Below are 17,683 nucleotides of genomic sequence, written 5' to 3'. Positions count from 1 at the left end.
CCGCCGATTCCGGGCCTACAGCTGGGTGCGGATTTATCCGTACAGTTTTCAGAAGAAGCGCGTGATGCTGATCTTGGCGTCGCGCCCCTTGGTGTAGGCACGGTCGCCGCTCAGGGCCGGACGGAAGTTGTTGTTGAACATATTGTCCAGGGTGAAGTTGACCTCAGTGCCCTTGAGGTACGCCTGCTGCGGCTTCCATTTGGCGAACAGGCCCTGGGTGTTGTAGCGCTTGTTGCCATACTGGTCGTAGAACAAGTCGCCGACGCTGGAGCCCGGGCCGCCCGAATATTTGTCGCTGGGCAGGCGGTCGGTGGCGCCGACGAATTGCCCCGTCCAACCGACCTGGGCATCCCAGGCCGGGATGTTGGTCCCTAACACCAGTACCCATTTGGTCGGCGGAATATCGCGTGCCGACACATCCGGCCCCCATGGGTTGGTGTAGGCCCCTTCGTGTTGGCCGGTGGCATAGGCGTACGATACCGAGCCGAACAGGTAGGTGGAGTTATAGAACGACTCGACCTCGAAGCCCTTGATGGTCAGGCCGCCGATATTGCGATAGTTGGACATCGCCCCCGGCGGGCAGGCCGTGGAAATACTGCCGCCGTTGATGGCCTGGTTCTGGCAGCCTACACCGGTAGCCTTGAAGATCTCGTCCTCGACTTTGTTGTGGAACAGGGTCGTGCGTATTTGCAGGTTGTCATCCTGGGCGATCAGGTTATCGAAGCTGGTGATGTTACCCACGGTGATCGAGGTGATGCGCTCCGGGTCGAGGTCGACGCTGGTGGCGGTGCGGCTGCCCAGGCCCTGCACTTCGTACTGCTCGTCGATCACCGGCGCGCGCCAGGTCTGGCTCCAATTGGCAAACAGCCCGACATGGGGAGTTACCGTCCAGAACAGCGCCAGGCGCGGCGACCAGCCGGTGTAGGTCCGGTCGCTGTAGTCGTGGCCGACGGCCGGGTCGGGGTTGCTGTAGTACGGTGCATCGTTGGCCTCGCCGCGGTTGCGCACGTGGTCGTAGCGCAGCGATGGGGTAACGGTCACGTCCCCCAGGGTCACCGCGTCCTGGATGAAGAAGCTGTTGGTATCGACCTTGCCATGCGGCATGAAGCCCGGTTGGAAATGCCCGTAGTTGTAGCGTGGGGTGTTGTAGGTGGCGCCGGGCATCCACATCTCGGTTTCGCGGGTGTGCTTGCGAATTTGGCCGCCGAGGGTCACTGCGTGTTGCAAGGGACCCGTGTCAAACAGGCTGACGTTACGGATGTCGAGGTTCTTGTCGGTGTAGGCCGTGTCCATCTTGCGCCCGCCGGTGGCCAGCTGGAAAAACGCCGTGGCATCGCGCTCGTCGGTCTGGTCGGTGTTGGACTGGGAGTATTTGACGGTCAGGTCCACCAGCGGGTTGTCCAGGGGCTGGTACTCATACTTGCCCGACCACGTGGTGTCGACGGTGTCGCGGTGGGCTAAAAAACGCTTGAGTGCTCCTTCGTAGCCGTAGCGATCAATGTTGGCCTGAGTCGGTGGCGTGGGGTAGCTGGCGGCGGAGAACGGTGTCCAGCGGTTGCTGTGGGACCGTGAGTAGGACAGGCCGACGCTGTGTTCATCGGTGAAGTGCGCATTGACCTTGAACAGCTTGCCGTCCACATCCTGGGCCGTATTGGGCAGGCGTTGGGGGTTGATCGGGTACTGGTTGTTTTCGTTGGGCAGCTTGGCGGCCACCTTCATGTCGTCACCGTCGCGTTTTGTCAGGTAGGCCAGCGCATCGAAACGACCATCGTCGGTGCGGCCATACACGGCGCTGCTGTAGACCTGTTCGTGGTCGTTGCTGGAATAACCGTACTTGAGCATTGCACCGCTGTTGCGACCGTCCTTGAGCAAATCCGGGGCATCCTTGGTGGTCATGTTCACCGTACCGCCAAAGCCGCCGTTCCCGCTGAACGGCGAGTTGGGGCCTTTCTCCACTTCGATGCTCTTGATCAACTCCGGCTCGATAAACACGGTGCCTTGCTGGTAGCGCTCGAAACCGCTTTTGGTCGCGCCATCGACGGTCAGCGGCACGTCTTCGGCATCGCCGAAGCCACGGATGTTGATGGTCTGACCGCCGGGTTTCAGTGAGCCACCCTGGCTCACGCCGGGCAGGGTCTGCAACAGGCTGGGGATGTTATTGGCCTGGTAGCGATCGATATCCGCCTGGCTCAGGGTGGAGCGGCCGACGGTGCTGGAGTCGACCTGATTGCCGGTGCCGATCACGCTCAGGGTGTCCAGTTGGATCGCGCCGCTCTGGGTGGTTTTGGCCTCTTCGGGCTTTACCACGTATGTGCTGCCGACCTTGATCAGGGTGAACTCACCGTTTTTCAGCAGGCTGCGAATCGCAACTTCCGGTGTGAAGTCACCGTTGAGCGCCGGTGCCTGCACGTTCTTGAGCAGTTCCTCATCGAACAACAGCTGGATCTTCGCCTGCTGCGCTACTTGGCTCAGGGACGTGGCCAGCGCCTGGGCGGGCAGTTGCACGGTGAATGACTCGGCCTGGGCGCTGAGGCTGAACGCCAGGCAGGTGGCAATAAGGGTCGGTCGAAGATACAGGTGCGAAGCGTGGCAAGGCGCGCGAAACATGGAATCCCCCGGAGCGGCCAAATGGCCAAAAAGGTGTGCTGATCAGATACAGACCGGAGGAAGACGGGGCAGGCAAAAAAATCCACACCTGCGAATGCAAAATATTCTCAAATAAGAATTTCGCAGGTTACTTGCTCGGTTCGATCCGCACGGTGCCATCGGACGAGACCACGGTTTTCACCGGCAACAGGGCGGGCAGGGCGTTGAGCAGGGCATCCGGATCATTCACGTCCAGATTGCCCGAGACTTTCAGGTGCGCTACCGCGTTACTGACCTGCAACGGTGCCTGCGGGCGATACAGGCTCAGTTCATCGATCAGGCTGGCCAGTTCACGGTTGCGGAACGACAAGTGCCCGCTGCGCCAATCGGCGACTTCTTCGGCCGTGAGGGTTTGCTGTTGCAAGGTGCTCTTGGCGTAGCTGTAGATGGCGCGTTGCTGGGCGCCGAGCAGAGAGACGGGGCTTGTGGCGGACGGCTCGAAAGCAACCTGGCCGTGGGCGACGCTGACCACCAGTTGCTGCTGGCTGCGGCGCACATCGAAGCCGGTGCCGACCACCCGCACGCTGGCCTCGCCGGCTTGAACGAACAGCGGCCGCTCTTTGTCGGCCGCCACTTCGATATACACCTGGCCCTTGTCCAGGTGCACGATGCGCTGGTGGGCGCTGAAATCCACACGCAGGCGGGTGTTGGCATTCACCGACAGGGTGCTGCCATCGGGCAGCTTCAGGGTGCGCATGCCCTTGGCATGGGCCGCCACCTGGCTGTGATACAACTCGCGGGGCGCACCGATGTGGGGGGCCAATACGGCGCATAGCACGGCGGCTGCTACGGCCAGGGCCGGGCGCAATACCGATGCTTTGCGCTTGGGCAGCGCCACGGGTTTGTTCAGTTGCTGCAACTGGGCCAGGTCGGCCCACAACTGCTCGAATTCGGCATAGGCGCGGGCATGGGCCGGCGTGGCCTGCCAGGCGGCAAAGGCCTTGCGATCGGCACGGCCTGCGTCGTTACGGTTGCGCGCAAACCAACTGGCGGCTTGGGCATCGATGGCGTCACTGGCTTCGATATCCAGGCCGTCGGTGTCGCTCAGGCGGTTCATTCTGGCTGCTCCGTGCCGGGGTCGTTTTGAAGGCGTCGCTTGCAATGCAGCAGGGCAAAAGCGATGTGCTTTTCCACCATGCTTGTCGAAATGCCCATGCGCTCGGCGATCTGCACCTGGCTCAGGCCTTCGAAGCGGTGCAGCATAAGGGCTTCTCGCCGGCGGGGCGAGAGTTCGGCGAGGACTTCTTTCAACTGTTCCAGGCGTTGCAGGCGCTGGGCGGCGGCCATGGGGTCGTTTTGCTCGTCGGTGATCGGTTCCGCGTCCCTGTCGGCCTGATCTGGGTGGACGGTTTGCCGTACCTTCTGTTTGCGCCAGTGATCACGCAGCAGGTTGCGTGCCATCTGGAACAAAAATGCCCGTGGCTGCTCGACCTTGGCCCGGTCGCGGTAGTCCAGCCACTGGGTAAAGACGTCCTGGGTCATGTCCGCCGCGTCGCTGGCGTTGTCCGTGCGTCTGCGCAGGAAATACAGAATATCTGCATAGAACCCGCGAAAGGCATCGGCCGACACCGGGTCGGGCTTGGGACGAGACATGGATATCCTTCTTGACGAAGCACGACGTGGAAAAGTCGTGAATGATATCGAGAACTATTGTCATTTGTCTCTATTTTAGACGAGCCCGGATTAAAATATGGGGAGGAGGCAAACCCCTCCCACATAAGGTCGCAGTTTTACCGCAGCAAGGTCTTCAGTTGTTCGATCCCTGCTTCTCCCAACGGAAACACCGGCAAACGAGGATCGCCCGCCTCCAACCCGGTCAGGCGCAGCCCGGCCTTGATCGTCGCCGGCAACCCGCCCTTGAGGATGAACTCCAGCAACGGCAACTGCCGATAAAATAGCTCGCGCGCCTTGTCCAGGTCATTGGCCAGCACCGCCGCATACAACGCCAGGTTCAGGTGCGGGATCAGGTTTGGCGCCGCCGTGCACCAACCCTTGGCTCCGGCCGCAAAGGCTTCCAGGGCCAGCGGGTTGCAGCCGTTGTAGAACGGCACGTCGCTGTGGCGCCGCAGTTGATGCATGCGTTGAACGTCCCCGGTGCTCTCCTTGACCATCGTCACGTTTGCCACCTGCTTGACGATACGCAGGATCAGATCCACCGACATGTCCGTACCGCTGGTGGCCGGGTTGTTGTAGAGCATGATCGGCACGCCGATGCTGTCGCCGATCGCAGCGTAGTGGGCGAGGATTTCCGCCTCGCTGAGCTTCCAATACGAGGCCGGCAGCACCATCACCACATCCGCGCCATTGGCTTCGGCGTAGCGGGCGCGGCGCACCGCCTTGGCGGTGGTCAGGTCGGAAACGCTGACAACCGTGGGCACGCGCCGGGCGATTTTTGCCAGGCTGTAGGCGCTGACTTCGTCCCACTCGGCATCGCTCAAATACGCACCTTCACCGGTGCTGCCCAGAGGCGCGATGGCGTGCACGCCGCTGTCGATCAAACGGTCGATGGAACGACCGAGGGCGTCGAGGTCGATGCGCTGGCCGTCAGCGCTGAACGGGGTGATGGTGTAGCCGATGATGCCGTGAATCGTTGGGCTGGACATGGAAAGTCTCCGGTAGAAAAAGGTCGGGTCAGTTCAGGCAATCGGCGTGCTGGCGCAGGTTCTGCCGCACGTAGTAATTGAACGCGGCGCCGTGGCGCTTGGGTCGGGAAATCCAGGCATGGGCTTCGCGCCCCAGTTGCGGCAGGATCGGCTTGATCGCACCGGCTGCCATGGCGAGCAACTGCAACTTGGCCGCGCGTTCGATCAACTGTGCGATCACGCAGGCTTCCTCGACACTCGCTCCGGTCGACAACTGGCCGTGGTGCGACAGCAGGATCGCGCGCTTGTCGCCCAGGGCCTCGGTGATGATTTCCCCCTCTTCATTGCCCACCGGCACACCCGGCCAGGCCTCCAGGAACGCGCAGTCTTCGTACAGCGGGCAAAGGTCCATGTGGGACACCTGCAACGGCACTTCCAACATCGACAGTGCAGCGATATGGGTCGGGTGCGTATGAATAATGCAATTCACATCCGGTCGCCCGCGGTACACCCAACTGTGAAAGCGGTTGGCCGGGTTGGGGATGCCGTGACCTTCCAGCACCTCAAGATCCTCGTTGACCAGCAACAGGTTGCTGGCCGTGATTTCATCAAAACCCAGGCCCAGTTGCTGGGTGTAGTAGGTACCCTGTTCAGGCCCGCGCGCGGTGATCTGGCCGGCGAGGCCGGAGTCGTGGCCGTGTTCGAACAGGATTCGGCAAGTGAGCGCCAGCTTTTGCCGGACGGTCCACGTATTATCCGCCAGGGTGTTTTGCATCTGGACCAGCGCTTGCTTGACCAGTTGGTCTTTGGGGAGTGCTAATGTCTTGGCCATATCGGTGTCCTTTGGGTGGTTCAATGGACGTCGGATTTGCTGGTCTCCCGCTGCTCGCAAGGTCGTTGGGTGAGGCAAATGACACTAATGATGCTATATGACACAAAGTGTCATTGGCAAGCGCAGCTTATCGCTTCTGCATGGATTAACCGCAGCACATGTCTATCCGTTTGAAATTATTGAGGAAAAAACTTGGCGTGACCTTGGAGGCCCTGGCTGAAAAATCCGGGATGACCAAGAGTTACCTGTCCAAGGTCGAGCGCGGGCTCAACACGCCGTCGATTGCCGCTGCGCTGAAACTGGCCAAGGCGTTGAACGTGAAGGTCGAAGAGCTGTTCAGCGAAGACCGCGTCAGCCTCGACAGCTACAGCCTGGTGCGCAGCCATGAGCGGCCCGACACCGCGCCGGGTTACGCAGTGCTGGCCCATCAGGTCAGTGAGCGCAGCTTGTTGCCGTTCATCATCTACCCGCCGGCGCAATTCTCCGACAAGACCTTCAAGGAGCACCTTGGAGAGGAGTTCCTGTTCGTGCATGAAGGGGCGGTAGAAGTGGATTTCATGAACGAGCGGGTGATTCTGGAACGCGGCGATGCGCTGCATTTCAATGCCCAGAAGCCGCATCGCCTGCGTTCGGTAGGCCCTGTGCAGGCGCAGCTATTGGTGGTTGTACACAGCTCGCAAGAATGACCGCGCTGACGGTTTGAAATGCGATCGGTATGGGCGGGAGCAAGCCCCTCCCACCGGTGGCTCAACGTTCGACAGGTACCGACAGGGCCGGATCACCCAACGGATGCGTGCGCGCGGCAAAAAACTTCAACTGCGCGCCACAGCCATCAAACAACTGCGAATACCGCCGCTTCTGCTGGCGAATAAACCCGTCGCTGCGGCCCGATACCGAGATCGCCAGGGTCGCGGGGCGGGCCTGGCGAATTGCATCCACCACGTGTTGATCCTGCGTTCCCAGGTCATGGCCAAAGATGCACAGCGCGCCCTCATGGCTCAGCAACTGTTCATAGCAGAACGACAGGTAATCCGAGCTGCGGATGGTCTTGAGCTTCTCTTGCACCGTGCCTTCGTTGATAAACAGCGGCACATCGTCCAGGGTCTTGATCGTATTGTTGATCGCAAAGCTGCTGAGCAAGGTGCTGTCGGTGCTCGGCAATTTGCGCGCGGTGCCGTCAAGGTTGCGCACCAGGTGCAGGCCGCCGTGCAGGTAGAGGATGCGTGTGGTATCGGTGTGGGTGTTGCGCAGGTCGAAGCTCGAGTCGGCGCTGCGGAACAGGTCGTCGATGCCCGGCGTGTGCAGGATCGCCCAATAGTTGAGCAGGTCGTAATTGGTGGTGAACACGCTGGTGTAGGTCGCCAGTTCGCGGTTGATCGTCGCCAGCGTCGACGGCTGCACCAGGCGCCACGGAATGTGCACGGCGTGGATGGTATTGATCAGCGCTTCCTTGATCGCGTAGTAGCGATTACGCGGTGCCGCCGAGCTAACCGCCAGGGCCTTGTTGACTCGGCTGGTGGTTTTCAAGGCCCCCAGGGTCTGCTCGAAGCTGCGGGTCTGCAGGGCGTCGAACACGCTGAGCTCGGATGGGCCCAGGGGTTTTTCTTCGACGGTGCGTGCGTTTTCGAACAGCGAGTCGTAGGCAAAGTCTTCCCAAATCGTGCGGCTCGCGCCATTGCCGATCAGAATCCCACTGAAGGCGGTGCTGCTGCGCAGGGCGCTCCAGTCTTCAAGGTGGGCGTCAATATCCTGGAAATCCTTCATTGCTGTGGGTCTACTCGAAATCGGCTGGATGGCGACTTTATCACGAGCCGGCGTTGATCCTGGTCAAGATGCCGCAGGCAGGTGAGGTTGATGCTGTAGGCATACACGTCATCCGAGGATTCGCCATGAGCAGCACCTTCTTCATTCCCGCCGTCAACATCATGGGCACCGACTGCCTCGACGAAGCCATGAATGCCATTCGTAACTACGGTTTTCGCAAAGCGCTGATCGTCACCGACGCGGGCCTGGCCAAGGCGGGCGTGGCCAGCATGATCGCCGAGAAGTTGGCGATGCAGGACATCGACTCGGTGATCTACGACGGCGCCAAGCCCAACCCCAATGTGGAAAACGTCGAGAAAGGCCTGGCGTTGCTGCAGCAGAGCGCCTGCGATTTCGTGGTGTCCCTGGGCGGCGGTTCGCCCCATGACTGTGCCAAGGGCATCGCCCTGTGCGCCACCAACGGCGGGCATATCAGCGACTACGAAGGCGTCGACCAATCCAGCAAGCCGCAGATGCCCCTGGTGGCGATCAACACCACCGCCGGCACCGCCAGCGAGATGACCCGTTTCTGCATCATCACCGACGAAACCCGCCACGTGAAAATGGCCATCGTCGACCGCAACGTCACGCCGCTGCTGTCGGTCAACGACCCGAGCCTGATGGTCGGCATGCCCAAGGGCCTCACCGCCGCCACCGGCATGGACGCCCTGACCCACGCCATCGAAGCCTACGTGTCCACGGCGGCCACCCCGATCACCGACGCCTGCGCGATCAAGGCCATCGAACTGATCAGCGCCAACCTGCGCCTGGCCGTACGCGACGGCAGCGACAAGGCCGCGCGGGAAAACATGGCCTATGCCCAGTTCCTCGCAGGCATGGCGTTCAACAATGCCTCCCTGGGTTTCGTGCATGCCATGGCCCACCAACTCGGCGGTCTCTACGACCTGCCTCACGGCGTGTGCAACGCGGTGCTGCTGCCCCATGTGCAAAGCTTCAATGCCAGCGTCAGTGCCAAGCGCTTGAGCGATGTCGGCCGCGCGCTGGGTGTCGACGCCAAGGGCACCACTGACGAAGAGGGCGCCCAAGCCGCCATCGCCGCCATTCGCAGCCTGTCCCAGGACGTTGACATTCCTGCTGGCCTGCGCGAACTGGGGGCCAAGTTGCAGGACATTCCGCTGCTGGCCACCAATGCATTGAAGGACGCATGCGGGCTGACCAACCCACGGCGCGCCGATCAGCGTCAGATTGAGGAGATCTTTCGCAGCGCGTTCTGATCTGTCCGGCAACTGGCGGCACATATAAATGCGCCGCCAGCCAACGCCACGCACAAGAGCGCCAATGGCCAAGCCTGCTGGCTCACCAGCAGGCTTGCTACGCCGCCGATCAACGCCGCCATCAACTGGTGCATAAAGCCGCTCAAGGCGATGGCATAGGAACCGCCGACCGGCGACTGATCATTAGCCAGTGACAAACTGATGGGGTAACTCATCGATTGCCCAAAAACTGCCAGGCAATACGGCAGCCACAACAACAGCGCGATCCCGCTGGCAAACACACTACCCAACAGCATCAGCGCCGTTCCCATTAACGCCAGCGCCACGCCCCAGCTCATCATCGTCAACCGCCCCATCCGCGCGACGAAGCGGTTGACCATCAACGCCCCCGCCAGATAGGCCCCGCTGATCGGCCACCCCAGCCAGCCGTACTGCGCCGCGCTCCACTCGAAGCGCCCTTGCAGTATCAGCGGAGCACAGGTGTTGAAGGCAATGATCACCCCATAGCCCAGCCCACCGGCCAATGCTGCGTGTAGAAAGGGGGGATGCCGCACAATCGTGGTGTAGATCCGCCAGGCTGAGTCTGGCGAATCAGCCTTCATCACTGACGGAAACACCACGCTTTGCAGCACAGCAATCAACGTGACGGCACTTATTGCCAACCCGTAGAAAATGGCCTTCCAGCCGAAGGCCGCCTGCAACAGCGACCCCATGAACTGGCCGATACCTAGCGCGATTACAAACGTCATCCCCAGCCACGACAACCCTCTGGCCAAAAGCGCCCCGCTGAAACTGTCCCGCACCAACACCCTGGCCATGACCGCGACTCCACCCGCGCCCAAACCCTGAATCAGCCGTAATGACAAAAAAGACTCGACGTTAAATGCCGATGGAATCGCCGCGCTTGCCGAGGCATATACCGCCAGCGCCGCCAGCAGGACCGGCTTTCTGCCAAAACGCTCCCCCAGGCTGCCCCAGAGCAACATCGGCAGCGCCATACCCACCAGGTACACGGCCAGGGCCAGTGCGACGTGGTCCTCGGCGGCGAGCAGGGACTGGGCGATGACCGGCACAGCGGGCAAATAGCTGCTAATGCCGACTTGGGCGAGGAAGGCGGCGCAGCAAGCGAGGGCGAGACGGGTGGTGTTTTTCAAGGGGAGGCGTCCTGCGCCTTAAGTTCTGCGTACGTCATCGTAAGTCGATTCCTCCGTATGGATCCGAACAATGATTGATGTTTATGCTCATTGAGAAATAAGAGTGAGTATGTGGCGGTTGCTTATAGTAGGTGCGCAATTTATTTTGCGTCTTTGTGTTCCTGTATTAAGGCTGTCAGTGTGGAGCAAAACAACTCTACTGTTTTATGGCTCATGTCTGCCCGAAGAGTTATACGTAATGCTGCTTTTTCCTTGGGCACGACAGGAAAAAATACGGCAGAGGTGAAAAATCCGCTGTCAGCCAGTCGCATAGCGAGTTTGTTCGCTTTTTCAGCCTCGCCGCAGGTTACCAATCGTATTGCGGTGTCGGCACCCTGTTGTTCAGTGTGGATAAGGCTGTCGAATAACCGGATATTGGTTTGAAGCTGTTCTTGAAGCACGGATAGCTCGGTTGTTTGATGTATTTTTATTGACGCCAGCCCGGCTCCTATAGCGGCAGAATTGAGACTTTGGGACCAGTTACTGGGCCCGCCGTATCGATACATTAGACTTTTCTGTCTTTCGCTACCGAACATGATCATTCCTCCACTGGCACCAAATGATTTGCCTAGAGAGGCCACGATTAAGGTTTTATTGTCTATCTCTTGCAAGCGCGGCCGGATAAAACCGGCCCCTTTATCTCCAAATGCGGACAAGGCGTGGGAGTCATCCAAATAAAGGAACAGTCCGTAACGCGCCTTCAAGTAGAGCAGGCTATCGATATCTGCGACTCCACCCATGCTGTATATGCCGTCTGCTATGTAAGCTACATTTTTACGTTTTTTGCACAAGTCTTCAATCCAGCACATGTCATTGTGAGGCGCGGTTTTTACTTCTGTTTCATCTGCGCACGAGGCTTTAATATGATTCATTGAATAGTGGGAATATTTGTCGAATACCATTGTGGGTGGGGAGTCATTGGTAAATACGCCGCTGGCGAGCATGGGCAAGAGTCCGGAGCTGGCCGCACTACAGGACAAAGTGCTGAGGCAGATTGAGTTGAAAAGGCCTGATAGCTCTGTTTCATATCGTTCAAGTATTTCAAGTTTGCATCGATTTTTTGAGTTTGCAATGCGAAGTGTTTTGGCTTCTTTTATTCCCTGGATAGCCCCTTTGAGTATCTTTGGGTTGTAGTCGAGGCCAAGATATGATGTTGTGCAAAAGTGATGAAGTTTTCGTCCGTACTGATCAATAAGTTGGTTGTTGCTTTTGACTTTTACATTAAGTTCGCAAATTCTGCCTGACTGTGCTGAGTGCCAGTCTCTGTCGGCAAGGTCGATCAGCTTTTTGTAATTTGTGAACTGATTTTTTGAATGAATATTTTCCATTGTTTTTACCTGTCCTTAGGGAAGGCAAAAACAGTAAAGGGAAAATTTTGATAAGGTAAGTCAGATATTTCCCATGCAAGCTACTCCGAATGGATATTTTGTTGTGAGTAAGGTCCTACATTTTGTAAGTCCCAATGGACATCCGACCGATTCTTATGTGCATGACTCAACGTAGCGGATCCAGGGAGCATTTGATTGTGATTGGGTAAATGAATGCAGTGGGGGCGTTCGCGTTTTGTTGAGGTCGTATCCCGCAGGATTGAGTAAGGTGTCCGCATACCGGCCGGATGTGACGATGGCCTTCAAGGACCTGTCTCTTGGGTAGTCGAAACCAGATGGATGAAGGGAGTACTTGATGAGAGTTCTGTTATTCGGTGCCACCGGCATGGTCGGCCAGGGCGTCCTGCGCGAGTGCCTGCTGGCCGCTGACGTACAGGAAGTCGTCGCCGTCGGCCGCACGCCCCTGACCCGGGAACACGGCAAGTTGCATCAGGTGTTGCACAGCGACATGCTGGATTTCCAACCCCTGGAAAATCTGCTGCAAGGGTTTGATGCGTGTTTCTTCTGCCTCGGCGTGTCGTCTGCCGGCCTGAACGAAACCAAGTACACCCACCTCACTTATGACCTGACCCTCGTCGCCGCCAGCACCCTGGCGCGGCTTAATCCGCAAATGACGTTTATCTACGTGTCCGGCGCCGGTACGGACAGCTCCGAAGCGGGCAAGTCGATGTGGGCGCGGGTCAAGGGCAAGACCGAGAATGCCCTGCTGCGCCTGCCGTTCAAGGCGGTGTACCTGTTCCGGCCGGGGATCATTCAGCCGCTGCACGGTGTGCGCTCGAAGACGCCGTTGTATCAAGCCTTCTATTCCGTGCTCGGGCCAGTGCTGTCGTTGGTGCGTCGGGTCAAGCCGGGCTGGGTGGTGAGTACGGAGACTGTCGGCCGGGCGATGCTCGCGGCGGTGCGCCATGGCGCGCCGCAACCGGTGGTGGAACAGGCCGAGATCAATCGCCTGGCGTCCGAGCGCGCCTGATGTTGCACAAGAGCCTGGTGCGTCGCCTTGACTTGATCACCCTGCAGCTGTTCGTCGCGGTGTTCGAGGAAGGCACCCTGACCCGCGCCGCCGCCCGCGAAGCCATCGCCGTGTCGGCAGCCAGCAAGCGTTTGATGGAGCTGGAGCAGGTGCTGGGGGTGAGCCTGTTCGTGCGACGGGCCAAGGGCATGGACCTCACCGCCGCCGGCGAAACCCTGCTGCACCATGCCCGGCAGATGCTGTTCAACGTGGAAAAAATGGGCCTGGAGCTTGGCGAACACAGCCACGGTGTTCGCGGTTATGTGCGGATGCTGGCCAATCTCTCGGCGATTATTCAGTTTCTTCCGGAAGACTTGCGGGATTTTTCCAGGCTGCATCCCGAAGTGAAAACCGACCTCGAAGAGCGCCCCAGCAATGGCGTGGTACAAGGTGTGCTGGATGGGGTGGCGGACTTGGGGATCTGCTCCAGTGATACCGACACCAAGGGCCTGCCCAGCGTGACCTATCGCCACGACAAACTGGTGGTGTTGATGCCGGCGGATCACCCGTTGGCGCCGCGCGAAAGCCTGGCCTTCGCCGAAACCCTGGACAGTGACTACGTGGGCCTGCACGCCGCCAGCTCGATCAACATGCGCACCCACACCGCCGCGCGCGAGGCCGGCAAGACACTGCGCCTGCGTATTCATGTACCGGGCTTTGATGCGATGTGCCGGATGGTCCAGGCGAACATGGGCATCGGCATCCTGCCGCTGAAGGCCTATGAATTGTTTGGCCGTGCCCTGGGCCTGCATGCCGTGCCACTGACCGATGCCTGGTCGGACCGCAGTTTGATCCTGGTGGTGCGCGATGAGGCGCAGTTGTCGCCAGTGAGCCGGCTGCTGTTCGATTACCTGAGCGTTCGCATTCAGCGAACGCTCCTTGCCAACTGACGGTTGGATTTTTCCTGTCCCTGTCCTCTAGCCTTGGCTGCACATTCCAAGAATAAGAGGTACACCCCATGACGGCTCCCTTGAGCGGTATCAAGGTGATTGAGATCGGCACGCTGATTGCCGCGCCGTTCGCCGCCCGGCTGATGGCCGAGTTCGGTGCCGAGGTGATCAAGATCGAAGCCCTGGGGCAGGGCGATCCACTTCGTAAATGGCGAAAGCTGCATGAAGGCACCTCGCTGTGGTGGTACCTGCAATCGCGTAACAAGAAATCCCTGGCCCTGGACCTCAAGTCCGCTGAAGGCCTGGACCTGATCAAGCAGCTGCTCGGCGACGCCGATGTGCTGATCGAAAACCTGCGCCCCGGTGGCCTGGAAAAACTCGGCCTGGGCTGGGACGTACTGCACGCGCTCAACCCCAAGCTGACCCTGGTGCGTATCTCCGGCTACGGCCAGACCGGCCCTTACCGTGACCGCCCTGGTTTCGGTGCTATCGGCGAAGCCATGGGCGGGATTCGCTACACCACCGGCAACCCCGATTCGCCCCCGGCGCGGGTCGGCGTCAGCCTCGGCGACTCACTGGCGTCGTTGCATGGTGTGATCGGTGCGCTGATGGCGTTGCTGCGGGTCAAGACCGGCCAAGGCGACGGGCAGGTTGTCGATGTGTCCCTGGCGGAAAGCGTGTTCAACCTGATGGAAAGCCTGGTGCCCGAATACGACATGCTCGGCCACGTGCGTGAGCGCAGCGGCGGTGCCTTGCCCGGTATCGCACCTTCGAATACCTACCTGACCGCCGACGGTGCCTATGTGGTGATCGCCGGTAACAGCGACCCGATCTACAAGCGCCTGATGACCACCATCGGCCGTGCCGACCTGGCCGAAGCCGTCGAATTCGCCCACAACGATGGCCGTGCGGCGAAAAGCGCTTTGCTCGATGCCGCCATCACCCACTGGACCAGCAGCCTGCCTATCGAGCAGGTGCTCAGCGCCCTGGAAGCCGCCGAAGTGCCGGCCGGGCGCATCTACTCCGTGGCCGATATCGTCAGCGACCCGCACTACCAGGCGCGTGACATGTTGCTCAATGCCGAGCTGCCGGGCGGTGTGTCGGTGAAGATGCCCGGCATCGTGCCCAAGCTCTCGGAAACCCCCGGCGCCGTGAACTGGCAGGGCCCGAGCCTGGGCCAGCACACTGATGACATCCTCGGCAGCCTGGGACTTACGGTTGCCGACATTCAACGCCTGAAAACCTCGGGAGTGGTGCAATGATCACTGACTATTCCGACCCGCTGATCGTGCAGGAAGTGTCCCCGCGCGATGGCCTGCAAATCGAACCGACCTGGGTCGAGACCGCTGACAAGATCGCCCTGATCGACCAGCTTTCCCTGGCCGGTTTTTCGCGGATCGAAGCCGGTTCCTTCGTGTCGCCCAAGGCCATCCCTGCATTGCGTGATGGCGAACACGTGTTCCAGGGCATCGCGCGCAAAGCCGGGGTGATCTACGTTGCGCTGATCCCTAACCTCAAGGGCGCCCAGCGCGCCGTCGAGTCGCGCGCCGACGAACTGAATCTGGTGATGTCGGCCAGCCAGACCCACAACCTGGCGAATATGCGTATGCGGTGCGAGGCGTCGTTGGCGGCATTCGGCGAGATCGTCAGCTTTGCCGCCGGGCACCCGGTACGCCTCAACGGCAGCATCGCCACCACCTTTGGCTGCCCGTTCGAAGGCAGGATCGATGAAGACCGCGTGCTGCAACTGGTCGACGCCTATCTGCAACTCGGCATCCAGGGCATCAGCCTCGCCGACACCACCGGCATGGCCAACCCGCGCCAGGTGGAACGCCTGGTCAAGCGCGTGTTGCAACGCGTGCCCGCCAGCGACCTGACCCTGCATTTCCATAACACCCGCGGCCTGGGCCTGTGCAATGTGCTGGCCGCCTACGAAGCCGGGGCCCGGCGTTTTGACGCGGCGCTGGGGGGCCTGGGTGGGTGCCCGTTTGCGCCGGGGGCGTCGGGCAATATCTGCACCGAAGACCTGGTCAACCTGTGTGAAGAGGTCGGCATTCCCACCGGAGTCGACCTGCCGCACCTGCTGAACCTGTCCCGCCGCTTGCCGGCCTTGCTGGGCCATGAATTACCCGGCCAGGTGGCCAAGGCCGGGCGCAATTGCGACCTGCATCCGCCGCCGGACTACATCGCCGCCTTGTAACGCCATACCAGACAACAAAAACAATCGGACGCCTGTGAGCAGTCCGCTGGAGAGAAACCATGAGCACTCATACGTTGCAGGCCGGCGCGCGCCCGGCCGCTGAAATCGATGCCGAAAAAGCCCTGGTCAGCAAGGTCGCCTGGCGCCTGATGCCGCTGATCATGGTGTGCTACCTGTTCGCGTTTTTTGACCGCATCAACATCAGCTTTGCCAAGTTCCAGCTGCAGGCCGACCTCAGCCTGAGCGACACCGCCTACGGCCTGGGCGCCGGGTTGTTCGTGGTGGGGTATGTGATCTTTGAAGTGCCGAGCAACATGATGCTGTACAAGGTCGGCGCGCGGCGCTGGATCGCGCGGATCATGATGTCGTGGGGCCTGGCCACGGCGGCCATGGTGTTTGTCACCGCCGAATGGCAGTTCTATGGCCTGCGTTTCATCATTGGTGCGATGGAGGCGGGCTTCGCGCCCGGTGTGCTGTATTACCTGACGTTGTGGTTCCCGCAGCACTTCCGCGGGCGCATTACCTCGATGCTGTTCCTGGCGTCCGCCTTTGCCGGCCTGGTAGGTGCGCCGTTCTCCGGCCTGGTGCTGGAACACCTCGACGGCGTGCTGCAGATGCGCGGCTGGCACTGGCTGTTCCTGCTCGGCGGCTTGCCCTGCATCGGCTTGGGCTTGCTGGTGCTGACCCTGCTCAAGGACCGTATCGAAGATGCGCACTGGCTGACGCCGGCGGAGAAGACCCTGCTGTCGAGCCGCATTGCCCGGCATGAGCCGAACACACATGGCGGCTCACTGCTGTCGGCGATCCGCATTCCCGGCTTCCTGATGCTCGGGTTTATCTACTTCCTGATCCAGGTGGCGTCTTACGGCCTCAACTTCTGGGCGCCGCAGCTGATCCGCAGCGCCGGCACCCAAAGCCCGGTGATGATCGGCCTGCTCACCGCGATTCCCTATGTGTGCGGCGCGATCAGCATGGTGGTGATCGGGCGGCTGTCGGATGCGACCGGCGAGCGCCGCAAGTTTGTCTGCGGCTTGGTGGTGCTGGGCGCGGTGGGCTTCTTCAGTGCCGGGATCTTTGCCGATCACACCACCTTCCTGATCATCGCCCTGGGCATGTTGGGCGCCGGCATCATCGCGTCGATCCCGACCTTCTGGACCCTGCCGCCCAAGTTGCTGGCCGGTGCCGGCGCAGGCGCGGCGGGCGGGATTGCGGTGATCAATACCCTCGGGCAGTTCGGTGGAATTGTCAGCCCGGTGATGGTGGGGCGGATCAAGGACCTTACCGGCAGCACCACCCCGGCACTCTATGTGATCGGCGTTTGCGCGCTGTTGGCGGCGGCGCTGCTGCTGTGGGGCCTGCCGCAAAAGCTGCGCACCCTCGACAAGGCATGATCAGCCGGCGTTTGTCAGCGCTTGGGCCGGTGTGGCGCTGAACTGAATCAACGCCACGCCGCCCATCAACAACAACGCGCCAAGGATTCGGGGTGTTGTCAGTGAGCGCTCCGCCAAGCCAAACAGGCCGAAGTGATCCAACAGCAGCGACGCGAGAATCTGCCCGGCCATGGCCAGGGCGATAAACCCCGACGCGCCCAGCTTGGGCAGCAGCGTCAACGCCAGCGCGATAAAGCACACGCCAAACGCGCCCCCGGCCCACATCCACAGGGGCGCCTTGGTGATAAATGCGAGGCCGGGCAGCGGCAGGCGCAGCGCCACGATCACCGGCAGCAGCACGAGGATGCTCACCAGCAGCGACGCCAGGGTGGCCCACAGCGGGTGCCCAAGGCTGCGTCCGAGGTTGGCATTGATCGCACTTTGAAACGGCACCATCGCCCCGGCGATCACCGCCAATAGCAACAAACCGGCCCAATGCAACGTCGTCATGGCGAATCTCCCAGAGGTTTTGCTG

At 60.6% G+C, this 17,683-nt stretch carries 16 protein-coding genes; 7 read left to right on the top strand and 9 right to left on the bottom strand.

Annotation, left to right across the window (positions count from 1 at the left end; all coding sequences use genetic code 11):
* Positions 1-48: 48 nt before the first annotated feature.
* From AC07OT_RS26725 to AC07OT_RS26705, 5 genes are all read right to left on the bottom strand, one after another.
* A complete protein-coding gene (locus AC07OT_RS26725; RefSeq protein ID WP_253493563.1) occupies positions 49-2,607 on the bottom strand; it encodes a TonB-dependent receptor in 2,559 nt (852 codons plus the stop codon).
* A 127-nt stretch (positions 2,608-2,734) separates the two neighbouring features.
* On the bottom strand, positions 2,735-3,703 hold the full coding sequence (locus AC07OT_RS26720) for a FecR family protein (RefSeq protein WP_495109483.1): 969 nt from the start codon (positions 3,701-3,703) through the stop codon (positions 2,735-2,737).
* A complete protein-coding gene (locus AC07OT_RS26715; protein ID WP_065938851.1) occupies positions 3,700-4,239 on the bottom strand; it encodes an RNA polymerase sigma factor in 540 nt (179 codons plus the stop codon). The genes AC07OT_RS26720 and AC07OT_RS26715 overlap by 4 nt, the downstream gene beginning before the upstream one ends.
* A 137-nt stretch (positions 4,240-4,376) precedes the next feature.
* Positions 4,377-5,249, bottom strand: a complete 873-nt coding sequence (locus AC07OT_RS26710) for a dihydrodipicolinate synthase family protein (RefSeq protein WP_115485827.1) — start codon at positions 5,247-5,249, stop codon at positions 4,377-4,379.
* A 28-nt stretch (positions 5,250-5,277) separates the two neighbouring features.
* Positions 5,278-6,060: an aldolase gene (locus tag AC07OT_RS26705; RefSeq protein WP_495101016.1), complete on the bottom strand. Its 783-nt coding sequence runs from the start codon at positions 6,058-6,060 to the stop codon at positions 5,278-5,280.
* Between the two features lie 158 nt (positions 6,061-6,218).
* On the opposite strand from AC07OT_RS26705, the gene AC07OT_RS26700 reads away from it, so the two are divergent.
* The gene (locus AC07OT_RS26700; protein WP_027604369.1) at positions 6,219-6,746 is read left to right on the top strand and encodes a helix-turn-helix domain-containing protein; all 528 of its coding nucleotides are present in this window, start codon (positions 6,219-6,221) and stop codon (positions 6,744-6,746) included.
* A gap of 61 nt (positions 6,747-6,807) precedes the next feature.
* On the opposite strand, the gene AC07OT_RS26695 is transcribed toward AC07OT_RS26700, so the two are convergent.
* Positions 6,808-7,824 (bottom strand): DUF4917 family protein, encoded by a 1,017-nt coding sequence (locus AC07OT_RS26695; protein WP_495109482.1) that lies wholly within the window; start codon positions 7,822-7,824, stop codon positions 6,808-6,810.
* Between the two features lie 125 nt (positions 7,825-7,949).
* Here AC07OT_RS26695 and yiaY point away from each other — a divergent pair, with 125 nt between their 5' ends.
* Positions 7,950-9,098 (top strand): L-threonine dehydrogenase, encoded by a 1,149-nt coding sequence (gene yiaY / locus AC07OT_RS26690; protein ID WP_495109481.1) that lies wholly within the window; start codon positions 7,950-7,952, stop codon positions 9,096-9,098.
* Here yiaY and AC07OT_RS26685 read toward each other — a convergent pair.
* Positions 9,065-10,252, bottom strand: coding sequence for an MFS transporter (locus AC07OT_RS26685; protein WP_495109480.1), 1,188 nt, complete (start codon positions 10,250-10,252; stop codon positions 9,065-9,067). The two genes, yiaY and AC07OT_RS26685, sit on opposite strands and share 34 nt — an antisense overlap.
* A 140-nt stretch (positions 10,253-10,392) precedes the next feature.
* Positions 10,393-11,619 (bottom strand): aminotransferase class I/II-fold pyridoxal phosphate-dependent enzyme, encoded by a 1,227-nt coding sequence (locus AC07OT_RS26680; protein ID WP_495109479.1) that lies wholly within the window; start codon positions 11,617-11,619, stop codon positions 10,393-10,395.
* Positions 11,620-11,974: 355 nt separating this feature from the next.
* Here AC07OT_RS26680 and AC07OT_RS26675 point away from each other — a divergent pair, with 355 nt between their 5' ends.
* The 5 genes from AC07OT_RS26675 to AC07OT_RS26655 all read left to right on the top strand — a co-directional run bounded on the left by AC07OT_RS26675 (position 11,975) and on the right by AC07OT_RS26655 (position 17,169).
* Positions 11,975-12,649 (top strand): NAD(P)H-binding protein, encoded by a 675-nt coding sequence (locus tag AC07OT_RS26675; RefSeq protein WP_065938855.1) that lies wholly within the window; start codon positions 11,975-11,977, stop codon positions 12,647-12,649.
* Positions 12,649-13,578 (top strand): LysR family transcriptional regulator, encoded by a 930-nt coding sequence (locus AC07OT_RS26670; protein ID WP_141156978.1) that lies wholly within the window; start codon positions 12,649-12,651, stop codon positions 13,576-13,578. The genes AC07OT_RS26675 and AC07OT_RS26670 overlap by 1 nt, the downstream gene beginning before the upstream one ends.
* A 68-nt stretch (positions 13,579-13,646) precedes the next feature.
* Positions 13,647-14,840 carry a CaiB/BaiF CoA transferase family protein gene (locus AC07OT_RS26665; RefSeq protein ID WP_141156979.1) on the top strand — a complete coding sequence of 398 codons (1,194 nt, stop codon included), beginning with the start codon at positions 13,647-13,649 and terminating at the stop codon, positions 14,838-14,840.
* A complete protein-coding gene (locus AC07OT_RS26660; protein ID WP_495109478.1) occupies positions 14,837-15,778 on the top strand; it encodes a hydroxymethylglutaryl-CoA lyase in 942 nt (313 codons plus the stop codon). The genes AC07OT_RS26665 and AC07OT_RS26660 overlap by 4 nt, the downstream gene beginning before the upstream one ends.
* 59 nt (positions 15,779-15,837) lie before the next feature.
* Complete coding sequence (locus AC07OT_RS26655; protein WP_495109477.1) at positions 15,838-17,169, top strand: MFS transporter; 1,332 nt, start codon at positions 15,838-15,840, stop codon at positions 17,167-17,169.
* Here the strand turns inward: AC07OT_RS26655 and AC07OT_RS26650 are convergent, their stop codons facing one another.
* Entirely contained in the window at positions 17,170-17,658 is a 489-nt protein-coding gene (locus AC07OT_RS26650) for a DMT family transporter (RefSeq protein ID WP_495109476.1), read from the bottom strand.
* Between the last annotated feature and the right edge of the window lie 25 nt (positions 17,659-17,683).

The sequence above is a fragment of the Pseudomonas sp. GW821-FHT09C10 genome (assembly GCF_059418085.1).
This window is presented reverse-complemented; position numbering and strand designations above follow the sequence as displayed.

Bases quoted from the DNA above. Each gene is read 5' to 3' on its own strand.
- AC07OT_RS26650 (WP_495109476.1), bottom strand. From the start codon at position 17,658: ATGACGACGTTGCATTGGGCCGGTTTGTTGCTATTGGCGGTGATCGCC.
- AC07OT_RS26680 (WP_495109479.1), bottom strand. From the start codon at position 11,619: ATGGAAAATATTCATTCAAAAAATCAGTTCACAAATTACAAAAAGCTG.
- AC07OT_RS26710 (WP_115485827.1), bottom strand. From the start codon at position 5,249: ATGTCCAGCCCAACGATTCACGGCATCATCGGCTACACCATCACCCCG.
- AC07OT_RS26655 (WP_495109477.1), top strand. From the start codon at position 15,838: ATGAGCACTCATACGTTGCAGGCCGGCGCGCGCCCGGCCGCTGAAATC.
- AC07OT_RS26675 (WP_065938855.1), top strand. From the start codon at position 11,975: ATGAGAGTTCTGTTATTCGGTGCCACCGGCATGGTCGGCCAGGGCGTC.
- AC07OT_RS26670 (WP_141156978.1), top strand. From the start codon at position 12,649: ATGTTGCACAAGAGCCTGGTGCGTCGCCTTGACTTGATCACCCTGCAG.
- AC07OT_RS26720 (WP_495109483.1), bottom strand. From the start codon at position 3,703: ATGAACCGCCTGAGCGACACCGACGGCCTGGATATCGAAGCCAGTGAC.
- yiaY (WP_495109481.1), top strand. From the start codon at position 7,950: ATGAGCAGCACCTTCTTCATTCCCGCCGTCAACATCATGGGCACCGAC.
- AC07OT_RS26705 (WP_495101016.1), bottom strand. From the start codon at position 6,060: ATGGCCAAGACATTAGCACTCCCCAAAGACCAACTGGTCAAGCAAGCG.
- AC07OT_RS26715 (WP_065938851.1), bottom strand. From the start codon at position 4,239: ATGTCTCGTCCCAAGCCCGACCCGGTGTCGGCCGATGCCTTTCGCGGG.
- AC07OT_RS26665 (WP_141156979.1), top strand. From the start codon at position 13,647: ATGACGGCTCCCTTGAGCGGTATCAAGGTGATTGAGATCGGCACGCTG.
- AC07OT_RS26725 (WP_253493563.1), bottom strand. From the start codon at position 2,607: ATGTTTCGCGCGCCTTGCCACGCTTCGCACCTGTATCTTCGACCGACC.
- AC07OT_RS26700 (WP_027604369.1), top strand. From the start codon at position 6,219: ATGTCTATCCGTTTGAAATTATTGAGGAAAAAACTTGGCGTGACCTTG.
- AC07OT_RS26660 (WP_495109478.1), top strand. From the start codon at position 14,837: ATGATCACTGACTATTCCGACCCGCTGATCGTGCAGGAAGTGTCCCCG.
- AC07OT_RS26695 (WP_495109482.1), bottom strand. From the start codon at position 7,824: ATGAAGGATTTCCAGGATATTGACGCCCACCTTGAAGACTGGAGCGCC.